9 protein-coding genes are annotated in these 17,116 nt (G+C 71.1%); all 9 read right to left on the minus strand.

What is annotated here, in order from left to right; all coding sequences use genetic code 11:
- Nucleotides 1-22 precede the first annotated feature (22 nt).
- Nucleotides 23-835: a DarT ssDNA thymidine ADP-ribosyltransferase family protein gene (locus tag ACSW7Y_RS09770; RefSeq protein ID WP_438126104.1), complete on the minus strand. Its 813-nt coding sequence runs from the start codon at nucleotides 833-835 to the stop codon at nucleotides 23-25.
- A gap of 80 nt (nucleotides 836-915) precedes the next feature.
- On the minus strand, nucleotides 916-1,893 hold the full coding sequence (locus ACSW7Y_RS09775; protein ID WP_438126105.1) for a DNA topoisomerase IB: 978 nt from the start codon (nucleotides 1,891-1,893) through the stop codon (nucleotides 916-918).
- An 86-nt stretch (nucleotides 1,894-1,979) separates the two neighbouring features.
- A complete protein-coding gene (locus ACSW7Y_RS09780; RefSeq protein WP_438126106.1) occupies nucleotides 1,980-10,499 on the minus strand; it encodes a beta strand repeat-containing protein in 8,520 nt (2,839 codons plus the stop codon).
- 302 nt (nucleotides 10,500-10,801) lie between these two features.
- Complete coding sequence (locus ACSW7Y_RS09785) at nucleotides 10,802-11,071, minus strand: antitoxin (protein WP_438126107.1); 270 nt, start codon at nucleotides 11,069-11,071, stop codon at nucleotides 10,802-10,804.
- 209 nt (nucleotides 11,072-11,280) lie between these two features.
- Nucleotides 11,281-12,468, minus strand: coding sequence for an elongation factor Tu (tuf, locus tag ACSW7Y_RS09790; RefSeq protein WP_058724696.1), 1,188 nt, complete (start codon nucleotides 12,466-12,468; stop codon nucleotides 11,281-11,283).
- A 138-nt stretch (nucleotides 12,469-12,606) separates the two neighbouring features.
- Nucleotides 12,607-14,721, minus strand: a complete 2,115-nt coding sequence (gene fusA / locus ACSW7Y_RS09795) for an elongation factor G (RefSeq protein WP_438126108.1) — start codon at nucleotides 14,719-14,721, stop codon at nucleotides 12,607-12,609.
- 91 nt (nucleotides 14,722-14,812) lie between these two features.
- Nucleotides 14,813-15,283 carry a 30S ribosomal protein S7 gene (gene rpsG / locus ACSW7Y_RS09800; protein WP_022903294.1) on the minus strand — a complete coding sequence of 157 codons (471 nt, stop codon included), beginning with the start codon at nucleotides 15,281-15,283 and terminating at the stop codon, nucleotides 14,813-14,815.
- Between the two features lie 4 nt (nucleotides 15,284-15,287).
- Nucleotides 15,288-15,656 (minus strand): 30S ribosomal protein S12, encoded by a 369-nt coding sequence (gene rpsL, locus ACSW7Y_RS09805; RefSeq protein ID WP_017885540.1) that lies wholly within the window; start codon nucleotides 15,654-15,656, stop codon nucleotides 15,288-15,290.
- A 399-nt stretch (nucleotides 15,657-16,055) separates the two neighbouring features.
- On the minus strand, nucleotides 16,056-17,116 hold a 1,061-nt coding region (locus ACSW7Y_RS09810; protein ID WP_438126109.1), incomplete at its 5' end, for a hypothetical protein.

Below are 17,116 nucleotides of genomic sequence, written 5' to 3' on the forward strand. Positions count from 1 at the left end.
GGCCTCTCGGGAACGACGAGGACTACTCGGCGGTCACGGGGGGCACGAACCACGGCGGGAAGACGGCGACCCGGGGCGCGTGGCCGCCGTGCTCGGCGAGGATCGCCTTCACCTGCTGGCGTGCGCGGTCGTTCGGCACGCCGATCACGGCGACGGACGAGAACGGCACGCTCGGCCCGGCGAGCAGCTCGAGGCCGTGCATCTCCGGATCGGTGAAGTCGGTGCGGCGGATGAGGTTCGTCGCGGCCTCGGGACCGACCGCGAACCGGACGTCCTCGGCCTCGGCGTCCTGGTCGGCCACGATCACCGAGGCGCCGAACGCGGACACCGGGACGACGAGCACGACGTAGTCGGTCGCACGGGTCCGGCGGGCGGCGTCGGACCACCGCTCCCCCTCGGCGCCGCGGCGGAGCTCGTCCCAGCGGGTCGCGTCGGGCGACAGGGCGAAGGCGACGTGACCGGCGACGGGCGACCCGTCCGGAGCGGACGCCTCGGACCGGGCCGTCCGGGTGGCCGTCGAGCTGACGTCCACGGCCGGGTTGGCCTCGGCGGCGGCCACGATCGCACCGTCGGACACGATGCCGGGCAGGTTGTCGATGTGCGTCGCGTGGTGTGCACGCAGCGAGGCGAAGACCCGGGGCTCCGGGAGGTCGGGGACGGCCGAGCGGAGCGGGCCGCCGGGCACCCGCGAGGGAGCGGGCGTGGAGCGGAGGTCGGTGGTGATGCGGGTCCGGCGGGGCGCCGGGGCGGTGGGTTCGGCGGGGGTCTCCCGCTGGCGGGGGGCGCAGATGTCGCAGAGCTCGGTGGGGAAACCGTGGATGCACTCGTCGGTCACGACTGTCGGGGGTCCTTCCGTGCCGGGTGTGGGGTGGGCGGCACGGTGGTCAACGGTACGTCATCGGACGGCGTCAGCGGTCACTGCCGGTAGAGCAGCGCACGCACCTCGGACTCGGCGGCGTGCAGACGTGCGGGATCGATCGTCTCGCCGTGCTCGTAGGCGTCGAGCAGGCGGGGGTCGATGTAGCTCTGACGACAGACGGTCGGGGTGTTCCCGAGTTCCTCGCTCGCGGCCTTCACCGCGTGCGACACGGCCTTCTTCCGCTTCGCCTGGCTCGACTCCGGCCCGGTCTTCGCCAGGTCCACCGCGGCGGCGACGGTGCCGTGCAGCGTGCGGAAGTCCTTCGCGGTGAACTCCTCGCCCGCCCGCTCCTTGACGTAGGCGTTGATGTCCTCGGCGGAGAGCGGCTCCCACTCGGCCCCGCGGCGCTCCCGGAACGAGAGCAGTCGCGCGTTCGGGCCGCGGCGCTTCATGCCGGCGATCACCGTCGCGAGGTCGGGGTCGTGGATCGACGACGACCACTCCTGTCCGCTCTTGCCCGGGAAGTCGAGCTCGATGTCGTCGCCGGAGACGTGGGCGTGGGCGCAGAGCAGCGTCGAGAGGCCGCGGCTGCCGTGCTCGGTCGCGTACCGCTCGGAACCGACACGGAGCGAGCCCTGGTCGAGCATCCGGAAGGCCGCCGCGAGCGCCCGCTGCCGGTCGGGCTCCGGACGCCGGAGGTCCTGCGTGACCATCCGTCGGGCCGACGGGAGCGACTCGGCGAGGGCGAGCGCGCGGTCGTACTTGATCCGGTCCATGCGCTCGCGCCACCCCGGGTGGTACATGTACTGCCGGCGTCCCGCGCCGTCGATGCCCGTCGCCAGGATGTGCCCGTTGTCGTACGGCGAGATCCAGACGTCGTCCCAGGCCGGCGGGATGACGAGGTCCTCGAGGCGCTGGCGGACGGCCGGGTCGGTGACGGTCTTCCCGTCCGGGTCGCGGTAGGAGAAGCCGCGGCCGGAGCGGACGCGGTGGTAGCCGCGACCGCCGGTCGCGGAGCGTCGGAGACGGGTCACCTCTCCGAGCATGCCCACCCGACCCTGTGACGGACGGGAGGCACGGTGCGCGCTGGCACCGTGCCTCCCGTCCGTGTCGTGGCCGGCTACGCGCGTCGGCGTCGCCGCAGGACCAGCAGGACACCGCCCGCCGTCATCGTAAGGATCGCGATGAGCGCGCCGATGCCGAGGCCGGCAGCACCCGTGAAGGCGAGCGCTCGCGCCTCCGGGGCCGGGCGCACCGGAGCCGGGTCGCTCGCGCGCATCGGGTCACCGGGCAACGCGGTCGCGCCCGCGGGCGTCACCTGCGTCGTCCCCGACGCGACCGTCGCGGTGTTCGTGATGTGGTCGGGTGCGTCGGTGGCGACGCGGACGGTGAGCTGGAACGCGACCTCGCCGCCGACGGGCAGGGGTTCGCTGAGCGTGCAGCGCACGGTCTGCCCGGTGACGCAGGTGCCGGCGCGGTCGTCGACGCTCACGAACGCGAGGCCGGCGGGCAGCCGGTCCGTCACGACGACGGGGCCCGGGTCCTCGGTGTGTCCCGCGTTGCGGACCGTCAGGGTGTAGCCGACGGTCCGCCCCCGGACGAGCTGTCCGGTGTGGGTCTTCGTGACCGACAGGGCGGAGGCGGGGGCGACCGCGAGGTCGTCCGAGGCGTCGTTGTCGGCGAGGGTGGTCTCGGTGGTGCTCGTCGTGACCGTCGCCGTCGGTTCCACGCCCGGGTACGCCGCAGCGGTCGGCTCCTGGTGCACCGTGATGACCGGGGCGAGCGTGCCGGCCGGCAGGCTCCCCGCCAGTGCGAACGTCACGGTCGTGGAACCGTCCCGGTTCCGGGTCACGTCCGTGACCGTCCATGCCCGGTCCGCCTCGGTGGACACGTAGGTCAGCCCCCTGGGCAGCGTGTACGTCGCGGTGACGTGCTGCGCGTCGGAGGACCCGGCGTTCCGGACCTGGACCGTCTCGGGCAGGTCGGTGCCGATGACCGCGGTGCCGCGGTGGCCGAGGGCGATCGCGACGTTCGCGACCTGGTCGACCGTGATCGCGCTCGCCGCGCCGCCGTTCGTGCCGGGGGCGGTGGGGGTGCCCGACCCCGTCACGCGGGCCGTGTTGACGAGCGTGTCGGGGGTGAAGCCGGACGACACCGCGGTGGTGAGCCAGAGCGCGGGCGCGTCCTCGCCGGCGACCACGGTGGTGGCGAGGTCGCACACCACCGTGCCCGGCGTGGTCGTGGCGTCGCAGGTCCAACCGCTGCCGGACGCCGCACGGAAGGTCAGTCCGGTGGGCAGGTCGTCGGTGACGACCGTCGCCGGCTGCGCGTCGGACGGGCCGGCGTTGCGCACCTGCAGGAGCCAGACCTGGTCGGTCCCGGCCGTGACCGTCCCCGCGGCCGTCGTGTCACCGACCTTCGCGACCGGGGTCTTCACCAGGCCGAGTGCGGCGTGGGTCGTCACCTCGACGTCGGCGGAGCTGCTGTCGTTGCCGGCCACCGGGTCGTCGGTCGCGCTCGACACCGTGGCGGTGTTGCGGAGCGTTCCCGCGGGAGCGCCGGAGGCGATCGTCGCCGTGACGTGGAACACGGTCGTGGCGCCCGCCGGGAACGTGTCGGTCGTCCAGGTGGTGACGTCGGCGCCCTGCTCCCACCCGGCGTCGTCCGTCGTGACCCGGGTGATCGTCATGCCGCTCGGCGCGGTGTCCGTCCAGCTCGCGCGCTGCGCGTCGGACGGCCCGTCGTTGTGGACGGTGACGTCGTACGCGACCGCGGTGCCGGCGTCCGCCGTGGCAGCGCTCGTGCGCTCCTTGACGATCGAGAGGTCGGCGTGGGTCGTGACCGTGACGGTCGCGTCGGCGTGGGCGGTGGCGCCCGTCGCGGTGACGGGCGCTGCCGTCACGGTGTTGACGACGTCGCCCGCGCTCGCCGAGGCGGGTACGTGCACGGTCAGCACGATGGTGTCGGGGTCGGTCGCGCCCGCGGCGATGCCGTCGGTGCTCACGAGCGTGAGCACGCGACCCGTGTTCGACTCGAGCGTCCAGTGCCGGGCCGTCGCGGCGTCGAGTCCGACGAACTCCACGCCGGCGGGCAGGGTGTCCTGCACTCGGACGCTCGGGGTCCCGGCGTCCCCGGCGGGGAGGTCGCTCGGTCCGTCGGGGTTGGCGACCGTGATCGTGTAGGTGACGTCACGGCCGGCGTCGACCGAGCGCACGTCGGCCGTCTTCGTCACCGACAGCCCCACGGTCTGCGTGGCGTCGCTGTTCGCGACGGCGCTCTGCGTCACGGCGTTGTCGGCCGTCACGACCGCCGTGTTGTCGAGGCGTCCGTCGAGCGACGAGGGCGTGCGCACGGTGAGCGTGAACGTCGTGCTCCCCCCTGCGGCGAGGGTGCCGTCGAGGTCGCACGTCACCCGCTCCCGCGCGCTGCTCGGAGCGTCGCAGGTCCAGGCGCCGTCGGTCTGCGCACCGCTGCCGGCGAGCTCGGTGCCGGACTCGAGGGCGTCGGTGACCTGCACCTTCCGCGCGTCGGCCGTCCCGGTGTTCGTCACCGTGATCGTCCAGTCCGCGGTGGAGCCGGCGACGAGGGTGCCGTCGAAGGCCTTGGCGATCGTCAGCGCGGTGCCGTCGTCGACGGTGCTCGTGACGTCGTCGGTGTCGTTCGCACCGTCCGGGTCGGTCGTCCGCTCGGGGTCGACGGCGACCGTCGCGGTGTTGTCCACCGTCTGGGAGCGGGTGACGTCGGCGTGCACCGTGGCGTCGACGGTGACGACGGGCGCGGTGGTCCCGCTCGCGAGGCCGTCGCGGGTGCAGGTGACGGTGTTGCCCGACACGGTGCAGTCCCATCCGTCACCGGAGGCGTCGACCGCGGTGACCGTGTCCGGCAGGGTGTCCGAGACCGTGACGGTGCCGCGTGCGTCGGACGTGCTCTGCTCGGACGGGTCGCGCAGGTTCTGCACGCTGAGCGTCCAGCTCACGGTCCCGCCCGCCCGGACCGAGGCGGGTCCGGTCTTCGTCAGCGCGAGGTCGGCGATCGCGACCGGGGTGACGGTGGCGGAGTCGCGGTCGTTCGTCGCGTCCGGGTCGAAGGTCTGCCCGGTGCCCTGCTCGATGGTCGCCGTGTTCGTGATCGGGTCGAGTGCGGCACCGGCGGGCAGCGTCAGGGCGACGTCGAGCTCCGGGAAGGACGAGCCCGCGGCGACGGTGGCACCGTTGACGCAGGACCAGCCTCCGTCGACGGCCGTGCAGCTCCAGCCGGAGCCCGAGAACGTCAGCGTCGCCCCGTCCGGCAGGGCGGGCGTCCGGTCGACGACGGTGGTGCCGTGCGCGTCGTCGTCACCGGTGTTCGCGACCCGGATCGTCCAGGCCTTCGCCGTGGTGGCGCCTGCGACGACCTGCTGCTTCGTGGCGGTCTTCGTCACGGCGAGGTCGGCCGCGCCGATGCGCGCCACCGCGGTCGCGTCGGACCCGCCGCCGGGGTAGGACACGAAGGGACCGTTCGCGGAGCCCGTGCCGCCCGAGGCGCTCGTGACGGTCGCGGTGACGTGGTTGGTGTGCGCCACGGCGGTCCCGGCACCCGGGTCGGTGGTGGCGCCGGAGCCCGGCACCGCGCGGTAGTGGAGCACGAGGACGCTGTTCGCGTCGAGCGCCCCGAGGTCCGACCACGTGAGGGTCGAGCCGCTCGAGGCCGGGTCGGCGACCGCGGTTCCCGCGCCGCCGTCGCGGGCGACCGTGGCGCTCCCGCGCTGGTACGTCCAGTTGTCCGGCAGCGCGTCCTTCGCGGACACCGAGGTCGCGGCGCTGCCGGTGTTCGTGAACGTCACCGAGAAGTCCGAGGGGACGCCGACGTAGCTCAGCCCGCCCACGGTGTCGTTCGACTTCGTCACGGCGACCGACGGGAACGCCGGGGTGACCTCGGCGCTCGCGGCGGCCGCTGCGTAGCTCGCGCCGTTCGACGACAGGGACCGGTAGGTGCCGGTCGACACGGTGTTCACGAGCGCCGCACCGGTGAGCGTCGCGTCGTCGGCGAGCTTCGCGGTGTAGGAGTGCGTCACGGTGCCGCCGGCGCCGATGACGGCGGCGGGCCAGGTGATGCGGCCGCCGGGGCACCCGGCGTCGGTGGTGCGCTGCGCACCGTCAGCGCTGAGCGAGGAGTCGTCCACCACGATGCCGGCCGGGACGCAGTCGGTCACGGCCGTGCCGTACGCGGGTGAGCCGGCGTTCGTGGTGGTCACGGTGTAGGTGATGGTCTGGCCGGGCTCGGCCTTCGCGTCCGTCCCGGTCTGCGCGCCGACGGTCGCGGTCTTCGCGATCGCGAGCGACGGTGCGACGACCTTCGCGTTCGCGGGGTTCGACGTGACCGAGGCATCGCTCGGGGTCGTCCCCTTCGAGGAACGGTCCCACGCGAAGGTCGCCGTGTTCGAGCTCGTGGCGCCCGCGACCTGGTCGGTCCCGACCGTGACGGGCACGGTGGTGGTGATCGTGACCGCGTGGTCGAGGCCGCTCGGGATGTCCGACAGGCCGACGGTGACGACGCCGCCGGAGACCTTCGCGGTGGCGGTCACCCCTGCGCCGGTCACGGCGACGGTCGGGTCACCGCTGCTCGTGACGCCGGCGGGGAGCCGGTCCGTCACCTGCGCGTCGAACAGTGCGACGTTCGCCGGGATCGTCGTCGTGACCGTGTAGGTCGCCGCGTCGCCCGGACGGACGGACGCGGCATCGGTGCGGGTCGGGTCGGTGGTCGTGGTCCCGGTGGACGCCCCGGTGGCGGGGTCCCACGTGGGGGTCGTGAGTCGCTTGACGATCGACGGACCCGACACCGTGACGTCGTCCGTGGCCTGGGCGACCTGGACGTACGAGCTGTTCGCGGTCGCGTAGTCGGTGGTCAGCGACGATCCGAGCACACGAGCGGTGTTGCGGTAGGTCTGCCCGGCCGGGGCGTCCTGCTTGACCGTCGCGACGACGGTGATGGTCGTCGACGCGCCGGCCGCGAGGGTGCCGACGTCCCAGGCGTGCACCGAGGTCCCCGACGGGCACGAGCCGAGCGCGGTCTGCTGTGCGGCGGTGAGGGTGGTCTCGCCGGACGAGCTCGAGGTCAGGGTGAGCGTGTCCGGGAAGCAGTCGGCGACGATCGTCGATCGGGAGTCCGCGGTGGCGGCGGTGTTCTTCGCGGTCAGGGTCCAGGTGACGCGGTCGCCGCCCGCGACCGTGCGGCCGCCGAGGTCGTCGGTCTTCGTGATGCCGAGCTGCGGCGCCTGCACGGCGATGGCCTTGGACGCCGTGGCGGTGTTCTTCGTGCCGCCGCTCGGGGTCGAGGTGAAGGTCGCGGTGTTCGTGACGGACGCGCTCGAGAACCCGCCTCCGGTGCTCGTCGGCCAGGTCCCGACGCCCGCGGTGGCGCGGAGGCCGGTGACCGTGACGGAGAAGGTGACCGGCGCGCCCGTGGTGTTGTCGAACAGGGCCGGGAACACCACGTCACCCGCTCGGGAGCTGGTGCCGGTCAGCGTGTAGGTCTGCCCGTTCCACGTGCCCGTCACGTCCGTGCCCTGCGCGGAGGCCGGGACGGTGATCGTGGTGGTGCCGTCGGGGAAGGTCAGCGTCCAGCTCGATGCCGACGTGGTCGCCACACCGGACGGCAGCGGATCGACGAGCGTGGCGTTCGCGACGCTGCTCTTCGCCGGCACGGTGGCCGAGTAGGTGTACTGCAGCGCCTGTCCGGGAGCCGCGGTGTTCCCGGACAGGTTCGTCGACGAGGAGGTCGTCGCGGCGCCGGTCTTCGCGACGGTCGCGCCGGGGATCGCGATGCTGCGACCGGCGTCGGCCTGCGGTGCGGTCCCCTGACCCGTGCCGGCGGTCGACGACGCGGTGGCGTTCGTGCCGCGCTTCGGGATCCACGTCGTGGTGGACCCGCTGTCGGTCGCGGTGGTGAACGAGACCACGGAGCTGCTGTTCGCGAAGGCCGTCCCGACGTACCCGGGCGACGGCACCGTGAAGCTGTAGGTCAGGGTCTTCGTCGCGCTCGCGGCGATCGACGGGATGGTCCAGGTCAGGTACGCGTTCTTCGTGTACTTCGACGCGGCGCCGGTCGGCGCGGCGGCGCAGGACCCGCCGTCAGAGGTGTTCGTGATCATCGCGCAGGTCACGTTCGCCGGGAGCGCGTCCCACACGACCACGTCCGCGATGGCGCTCGACGTCCCCGACGCCGGGGTGTTGCCGACCGTGAGCCGGTAGCCGAGCACCTGCCCCTCGGTCGTGTTCGCCGGGTTCGAGACCGTGGAGCCGTCGGCCGCGACGATGTCCTTCGCGAGCGTCGCCGTCGGCGTGCCCGCGACCGGGTACCCGACCTGGGCGCGGAGGCTCGTGACGGAGCCGGCGGTGTTCTGCTGCGCGAACTTCATGAGGTTCGCGAGGATGTCCGGCTTCGCGGACGAGGAGCCCTGCGCCCCGATCGTCGCGGCGACGTAGAGCACGAGGCTGACGGCTTGACCGTCACCGTCGACGTACGTGCCGGAGGCACCGCCGACCTGGTGTCCGAGGGCGAAGGAGCCGGTGGTCGACGACGACGAGGTCAGTGCCACGTCGGACCGCGGCACGGTGCTCTCGGCGCCGTAGGTCCAGTCGGTGCCCTCGGTCCAGGTCGATCCCGCTGCGGTCGTGCCGACGGGGAGCATGTCGGTGACGGTCGCGTTGCGGCTCTGGACGCCCGCCGGGAAGTCCACCCGGAGGCGGAAGCACACGACGTCGCCGAGCACGAAGGCGTCGGACGGTGTCGTCGTGGTGTACCCGGTCCGGGTCGATGCCGTGCAGTCGGACGCCTTCGTCACGCCGGCGCTCTGGCTGCGGGGCAGCACGGCCTTCTCGATCGAAGGGCTGTTCGACACGATCGACGCCTGGGAGTCGTCGGCCACGGGGGTCGTCCCGGTGTCGCCGTGGACACCGGTGGAGGTGCCCCGCATCTGCACCGTGTTGGTGAAGCGGTCACCGGCGGCGGTCGGCCCGCCGGAACCGGTCACCGAGTACGAGCTGCGCATGAGCGCCTTGTACGACACGGTCAGCGAGCCGTCGGTCGGCTGGTCCGAGAGGTCGAACGTCATCGCGAAGGTCCCGGCGGTCGCGTCGTACGCCACGGACGTGATCGTGACGGTGGACGACGACGGCGTCACCGTCGGGGTCTGGTCGAGCGACGACACCCGGTTCGGGTCGCAGTCGGCGGGGAACGTCCCGGTGGTCTTCGTGCCGGCCGGGAACGCGGGGCAGAGGCCGTCCGGGATCGTGTCGGTCAGCGTGATGCCCTGCGAGGACTCGTACTCGCTCGTGCGGATGAGGAGCGAGTACGTCGCCTGCTTGCCCGCCGCGAAGACGTTGCCGCTGACGCCGGTGTCGACCGACTTCGCGACCGCGAGGTCCATCGCCTCGACGGTCACGGAGTCCGATGCGCTCTGCGCCGCGGTGGCCGTCCCGCCCACCGCACCGGTGTAGGTACCGGCGGCGGTGACGAGGTTCTGCTGCGACTGACCGTTCGACGTGGTGCTGGCGCCGTTCTGCCGCGTGGAGGGACCCGTGTTGTTGTCGAGGTCCGCGGTGCTCCCGAGTGCGGCCGAGGTCGGGGCCGGCGGGGTCCCGCTGCCCGTGCGGAACGTCATGGTGTTCGCGCGCAGCGGCACGGCGGCGAGGTACTGGATCGTCACGGGGGTGTTCGTCAGCTGCGTGATGTTCCAGACGACCTTGGTGAACACGGCGGACCCCTGACCGGGGACGGTGTTCACGGTCGTGACGCTGACCGGGGTGGCGCAGTTCGCGGCTGTGAGCGTCCCGGTGGCGTTCGCGGACGTCGCCGCCGTCAGGTCGGGAGCGCCCGGGTACTCGGGGCCGGTCGTGGTGTTGTCGACGCCGCCGCACTGCAGGAACTCGAGCCCGGCCGGCAGGTAGTCCGTGACGGTCACGTTGTTGCTCGGCGCCGTCGCGGTGTTCTGCACCGTGAGCGTGTACACGGTCGGGTGGTCGTGGACACCGCGGACCAGTTCGTGCTCGGGGCTCGCCTCGGCCTTCGTCACGGTGATCGCCGACACGGCCGTCGCGTTCGACGTCGTCGTCGCGGAGTTCGTGGTGTTCGTCGCCGGTCGGCCCGTGCCGTCGAACGTCGGGATCATCCGTGCGTCACCGCTGCCGGCGACCTGCGCGGTCCCCGTGAACGAGGTCCCGACGGGGAACGTCGTCGTCGACGGCATGACCCGGAACGCGATCGACTTCTGGTCACCCGCGACCAGGTCCGACACGTTCGAGAAGACGAGCAGCGTCCCCGCGTTGTTCGCCAGCGCGCTCTGCACCGGGTCGGTCAGCGTCTGCCCGTCGGTGGTCGCGGAGCCCGTGACGTAGGACACCCCGGGCGGCAGCGTGTACGAGTACCCGAGGTTGTACAGCCCCGTCCCGCCCGACGCCGGTGTGCTGTTCTTCGCCGTGAGCGTCACCGTCGCGGGAGCACCGCTGAGGACCGATGTCGGTGCCTTCGCCGTGACGCTGACGACCGAGTCCGCAGCCGCGGGCTGCGCGATCGCGAAGACGGCGAGGAGGCCGGCGAGGAGGGCCGTCACCACCAACATCGCCAGCGCGCGCGGACGGACGGACAGCAGGGTGGGGCGCATCGGGTGCCTTCGGGTCGGCGAACGGCGACCGGCGAACGACGCGCAGCACCCGGCCGCAGGCAGGGTCCTGCGGAGGGGGAGGGAAAGCGGGTGTTCGGGTCACCAGGCGGGACCGGAGCGGTCCCGCGACTCGACGGTATCGAGTTGCGGCAAACCGCAACAACACCCCGAGCGGGGTACACGGCGTCCCGCCTTGTGGGGACAAGCCCCGCACGGTGCCCGTCGGCACCACGTGGCGGACGGGAGGCACGACTCACCTGCTGAGCCGTGCCTCCCGTCCGGTGGGTGGTCGCGCTGGCGCGCTACGCGCCCGTGCTGCCGCCGTCGTTCCCGATCTTGTCGTCGAGGTCCCGCGCGGTCGTGTCGATCTGCTCGTCGAACCTGCCGCCGGTGACCTTCTTCAGCCCGTCGGCGAGGCCGTGGATGATCGTGTCGGAGACCTCTTCGGCCTTGTCGCTCTTCAGCGCTTCCTCGATCTTGTCCCTGTTCTCGTCGACGAAGGCCTTCGCCTTGTCGGTGACCTCCTCCGCCTTGGCGGAGACGTTCCTCTGGATGTCGTCGAAGCCGGCCATGGTGCCCTCCCTGCCCGGCCGGCTCGCGCCGACCGATCGATGGCCGGTCCCTCCGGCCGTTTGCCGTACATGCTGCACGAAACCTCACGTCTTGTCCGCGCTGCGCGGGAGAACGTCGACTGAACAGGACCCCGGGAACGACGACAGCCAGAACGACGACAGCGGGGCCGGACCCGAAGGCCCGACCCCGCTGCAGCAGGTAACGAGAGTTACTTGACGATCTTCTCGACCGTACCGGCGCCGACCGTACGACCACCCTCACGGATGGCGAAGCGGAGGCCCTCCTCCATGGCGATCGGCTGGATCAGCTCGACCGACATGTGCACGGTGTCACCGGGCATGACCATCTCGGTGCCCTCGTCGAGGGTGATGACACCCGTGACGTCGGTGGTGCGGAAGTAGAACTGCGGGCGGTAGTTCGCGTAGAACGGGTTGTGACGCCCACCCTCGTCCTTCGTCAGGATGTACGCGTTCGCCTCGAAGTTCGTGTGCGGCGTGACCGTACCCGGCTTCACGACGACCTGGCCGCGCTCCACGTCCTCGCGCTTGAGGCCACGGAGGAGCAGACCCGCGTTGTCGCCGGCCTCAGCCGAGTCGAGCAGCTTGCGGAACATCTCGATGCCCGTGACGGTGGTCTTCTGCGTCGGGCGGATGCCGACGATCTCGACCTCAGCGTTGACGTTCAGCTGACCACGCTCGACACGACCGGTGATGACGGTGCCACGACCGGTGATCGTGAAGACGTCCTCGATCGGCATGAGGAACGGCTGGTCGGTGGCGCGCACCGGGTCCGGGACGTTCTCGTCGACAGCGGCCATCAGGTCCTGGACGGACTTGACCCACTTCTCTTCGCCGTTGAGGGCGCCGACAGCGGAGACCTGCACGACGGGGGCGTCCTCGTCGAACTCCTGCGAGCCGAGGAGCTCGCGGACCTCGAGCTCGACGAGCTCCAGGATCTCCTCGTCGTCCACCATGTCGGACTTGTTCAGCGCGACGACGATGTAGGGGACGCCGACCTGGCGGGCGAGCAGGACGTGCTCACGCGTCTGGGGCATCGGGCCGTCGGTGGCGGCGACCACGAGGATCGCGCCGTCCATCTGCGCCGCACCCGTGATCATGTTCTTCACGTAGTCGGCGTGACCGGGGGCGTCGACGTGCGCGTAGTGACGCTTCTCGGTCTGGTACTCGACGTGCGAGATGTTGATCGTGATGCCGCGCTGGCGCTCCTCGGGAGCGTTGTCGATCTGCGCGAAGTCACGAGCCTCGTTGAGGTCCGGGTACTGGTCGTGCAGAACCTTGGTGATCGCCGCCGTGAGCGTGGTCTTGCCGTGGTCGACGTGACCGATGGTTCCGATGTTGACGTGCGGCTTGGTGCGCTCGAACTTGGCCTTGGCCACTGTGGGTCCTCCTCAGGACTCGGATCGCACGCCCCCGGTCGTTCCCGACCGTTGGCCTGCGTGGTTTGTGTCTTAACTGTACTTGGTGACGAGGGGCCCGTCGCCGGGCACCCCCGCCTGTGGAGCAGCGCTGGAGCGCTACTCCCCCTTGCTCTTCGCGACGATCTCCTCGGCGACCTTGGCCGGGACCTGTGCGTAGGTCTCGAAGGTCATCGAGTAGACGGCGCGACCAGAGGTCTTCGACCGGAGGTCGCCGACGTAGCCGAACATCTCGGACAGCGGCACGCTCGCGCGGACCACCTTGACGCCCGAAGCGTCCTCCATCGAGGCGATCTGGCCACGACGGGAGTTCAGGTCACCGATCACGTCGCCCATGTACTCCTCGGGCGTGCGGACCTCGACGGCCATGATCGGCTCGAGGATGACCGGGCCGGCCTTGCGGGCGGCTTCCTTGTAGGCCATCGAACCGGCGATCTTGAACGCCATCTCGGACGAGTCGACGTCGTGCGACTGACCGTCCTTGAGGATGGCCTTCACGCCGACCGTCGGGTACCCGGCGAGGATGCCGACCTGCATGGCGTCCTGGATACCGGCGTCGACCGACGGGATGTACTCGCGCGGGACGCGGCCACCGGTGACGGCGTTCTCGAACTCGTAGACCTTCTCGGCCGTGACCTCCATGGGCTCGAGCGCGATCTGCACCTTCGCGAACTGACCGGAACCACCGGTCTGCTTCTTGTGGGTGTAGTCGTAGCGCTCGACCGGCTTGGTCAGGGTCTCGCGGTAGGCCACCTGCGGCTTGCCGACCGACGCCTCGACCTTGAACTCGCGCTTCATGCGGTCGACCAGGATGTCGAGGTGGAGCTCGCCCATGCCCTTGATCGTGGTCTGACCGGTCTCGGCGTTGAGCTCGACGCGGAACGTCGGGTCCTCTTCGGCGAGCTTCTGGATGGCCGTGGAGAGCTTCTCCTGGTCGGCCTTCGTGTTCGGCTCGATGGCGACCTCGATGACCGGCTCCGGGAACGTCATCGACTCGAGGACGACCTGGTTGCTCGGGTCGCAGAGGGTGTCACCCGTGGTGGTGTCCTTGAGACCGATGACCGCGTAGATGTGGCCGGCGGTCACGTTGTCGACCGGGTTCTCCTTGTTGGAGTGCATCTGGAAGATCTTCCCGATGCGCTCCTTCTTGCCCTTGGTCGAGTTGATGACCTGGGCACCCGACTCGATCGAGCCCGAGTAGACGCGGACGTAGGTGAGGCGACCGAAGAAGGGGTGCACCGCGACCTTGAACGCCAGGGCCGAGAACGGCTCGGAGGCGTCGGGCTTGCGGATGATCTCCTTCTCCTCGTCCTTGACGTCGTGGCCGATCATCGGCGGGACGTCGAGCGGCGACGGGAGGTACGCGATGACGGCGTCGAGCATCGGCTGGACACCGCGGTTCTTGAACGCCGAGCCACAGAGGACCGGGTAGACCTCGGACGCGATCGTGAGCTTGCGGATACCGGCCCGGATCTCGTCCTTCGTGAGCTCCTGGCCGTCGAAGAACTTCTCGAGCAGGGCGTCGTCGGACTCGGCGACGCGCTCGATCAGCTTCGCGCGGTACTCCTCGGCACGGGCCTGGAGGTCCGCGGGGATCTCCTGGACCTCGTACTGGGCGCCCATGGTGACATCACCCTTGGCGTCGCCCGGCCAGACCTTGGCGTGCATCTCGATGAGGTCGACGACACCGACGAAGTCGTTCTCGGCACCGATCGGGAGCTGGAGCACGAGCGGCTCCGCACCGAGGCGGTTGACGATCGTGTCGACGGTGAAGTAGAAGTCGGCGCCGAGCTTGTCCATCTTGTTGACGAAGCAGATGCGCGGGACGTCGTACTTGTCGGCCTGACGCCACACGGTCTCGGACTGGGGCTCGACGCCCTCCTTGCCGTCGAAGACGGCGACCGCACCGTCGAGGACGCGGAGCGAACGCTCCACCTCGACCGTGAAGTCCACGTGACCGGGGGTGTCGATGATGTTGATCTGGTTGTTGTCCCAGAAGCAGGTCGTCGCGGCCGACGTGATCGTGATGCCGCGCTCCTGCTCCTGCGCCATCCAGTCCATCGTCGCAGCGCCGTCGTGGACCTCACCGATCTTGTGCGTGATGCCCGTGTAGAACAGGATGCGCTCGGTCGTCGTGGTCTTGCCGGCATCGATGTGCGCCATGATGCCGATGTTGCGGACCTTGTTCAGGTCGGTGAGCACGTCCTGTGCCACAGGGTTCCTCCGGAAGAGTTGTAGGAGAGATGGGCGTCCGTTCCGGGGCGCCGGGGTTCTTGACCGCCGACGCCCCGGAACGGTGCCGGGACTACCAGCGGTAGTGGGCGAAGGCCTTGTTCGACTCGGCCATCTTGTGCGTGTCCTCACGGCGCTTGACCGCGGCACCGAGACCGTTCGACGCGTCGAGGATCTCGTTCATGAGACGCTCGGTCATCGTCTTCTCGCGACGGGCCTTGGCGTACGAGGTCAGCCAGCGGAGCGCGAGGGTGTTCGCGCGGTGCGGCTTGACCTCGACCGGGACCTGGTAGGTCGAGCCACCGACGCGGCGGCTGCGGACCTCGAGGGTCGGGCGGACGTTGTCGAGCGCCTTCTTGAGCGTCGCGACGGCGTCCTGCTGGTTCTTGGCGGAAACGCCCTCGAGTGCACCGTAGACGATGCGCTCGGCGAGGCCCTTCTTGCCGTCCAGCAGGATCTTGTTCACGAGCTGCGAGACGATCGGCGCGCCGTAGACCGGGTCTGCGACGACGGGACGCTTGGGAGCGGGACCCTTACGAGGCATTGACTCAACCCTTCTTCGCGCCGTAGCGGCTACGCGCCTGCTTACGGTTCTTCACGGCCTGCGTGTCGAGCGCACCGCGGATGATCTTGTAGCGGACACCGGGCAGGTCCTTCACACGACCGCCGCGGACGAGCACCATCGAGTGCTCCTGGAGGTTGTGGCCCTCACCGGGGATGTAGGCCGTGACCTCGGTGCCGTTCGAGAGCTTGACACGAGCGACCTTGCGCAGTGCCGAGTTCGGCTTCTTGGGGGTGGTGGTGTAGACGCGGGTGCACACACCACGCTGCTGGGGGTTCGCCTTCAGGGCGGGCGCCTTGGTCTTGGTGACCTTCGGCGTACGACCCTTGCGAACCAGCTGCTGGATAGTAGGCAACTGTTCTCCTGGTTCTTCGCTCGTGCTCTCCGGCCGGCGCGGACCGCCGGCTTCCTCGTCCCACACCGAGGACCGCCTGACGGCGGAGGGATCGGTGGGGGACGGATTCGTCCGGTCGCGGCCAGTCGGCCGTCCGGACTTTTCGGGCGCGCCCGAGGGCGCACACCCGGTAGAGACTACCCGCGGCACCACCCGAAATCAATCCGGGCGCGTCGCCCTGGAGGCCCGTGGGGACCGCTCTGGGCGAACACCCGTCCGGCGGCCGCGCGCGTGCGGCGGCGGGGCCGCGACCCTCGGGGCGGTGCGCGTCGGCGGCGGGACCGGCCGTGCGCCGGAGGTGCGGTGCGGGGCGGGGGCGAGCCGTGCCTCCAGGCCGGCTCCCGCATCCAGACGCCTGCGTCAGGTACCGGAGTCCGACGTCGTCGGTGCGACCGCCGACCGGAACGTCGCGCCGTCGCCGTCGAACCCGGTGATGTACCCGCTCGCGTTGACGTTCATCGGTCCGGCGGAGGCCGTGCCGACGCCGCCCGGCCCCGAGATGTCCGCGGAGAACGTCGCCCGACCGTACGTGGTCGTGGTGACGAGCCAGCCCTCGGACGACCAGTCGCCCACCGAGACCACGGGCCGGGTGTCGAGCGTCCAGCGCTCGTTCGTGTAGGTGTACGAGGGGTCCTCGCCGTAGGCGTAGAAGCTGCAGCCGGACGGAGCGGGCTCGTGCGACGCGATGCACGCGTCCACCCAGGCGTCCACCGCCTTCGTCGCGGCGTCCTCGCCCGCACGGGTGAGGGTGGCGGTCATCGTGACCGGGCTCGACGACGTGCCGCCGAAACCGCTGACGGTCGCGGTCTGCGCGGAGGACTCCACCCACTTGCCGCCCCGGACCGCGACGCTGTACGTGCCCGGCAGGGCGCTGAGCGTCGCCGTGCCGTCCTTCGACGTCGTGACCGACCGACCGGCGACCTCGACCGGGGTGCGGGACGGCCCGCGGACCGACACGTCGACGGAACCGAGCCTCGGCGGATCGAGCTTCCAGATCGGGAACACGCCCCACTCGGTGCCCGTTCGGGCCAGGTCGAACGTCGCGGAGACGTCCTGCCCGCCCTGCCGGAGGTAGGCCGTGACCGAGGCACTGTCGCCGCTCGTGCGGACCGCTGCCACGCGGTACCCGGTGACCTTCCGTTCGGCCTTCGCGTACGCGGCGTCGGTGAGGAGCACGTCGCCCTCGTCGTGCTCGATGCCGGCCGCCTCGAGCGCAGCTCCGGCCCTGCCGGCGACGAGGTCGTCGAGGAAGGCGCGGACGGGCCGGTCGGCGGCGTGCGTGCTCATGCCGTTCGCGTACCCGATGCCGCCGCCCACCACCAGGAGGACGAGCGCGGCGGCGCCCGCGACGATCCCGACGAGCGCGCCTCGGCGGCGGCGCTTCCGGGGTCGCTGCGTGCTGACCTCGGCGTGCGCGGGGT

The sequence above is a fragment of the Curtobacterium flaccumfaciens genome (genome assembly GCF_051548005.1).
In the GTDB taxonomy this organism is placed as follows: Bacteria; Actinomycetota; Actinomycetes; order Actinomycetales; family Microbacteriaceae; genus Curtobacterium.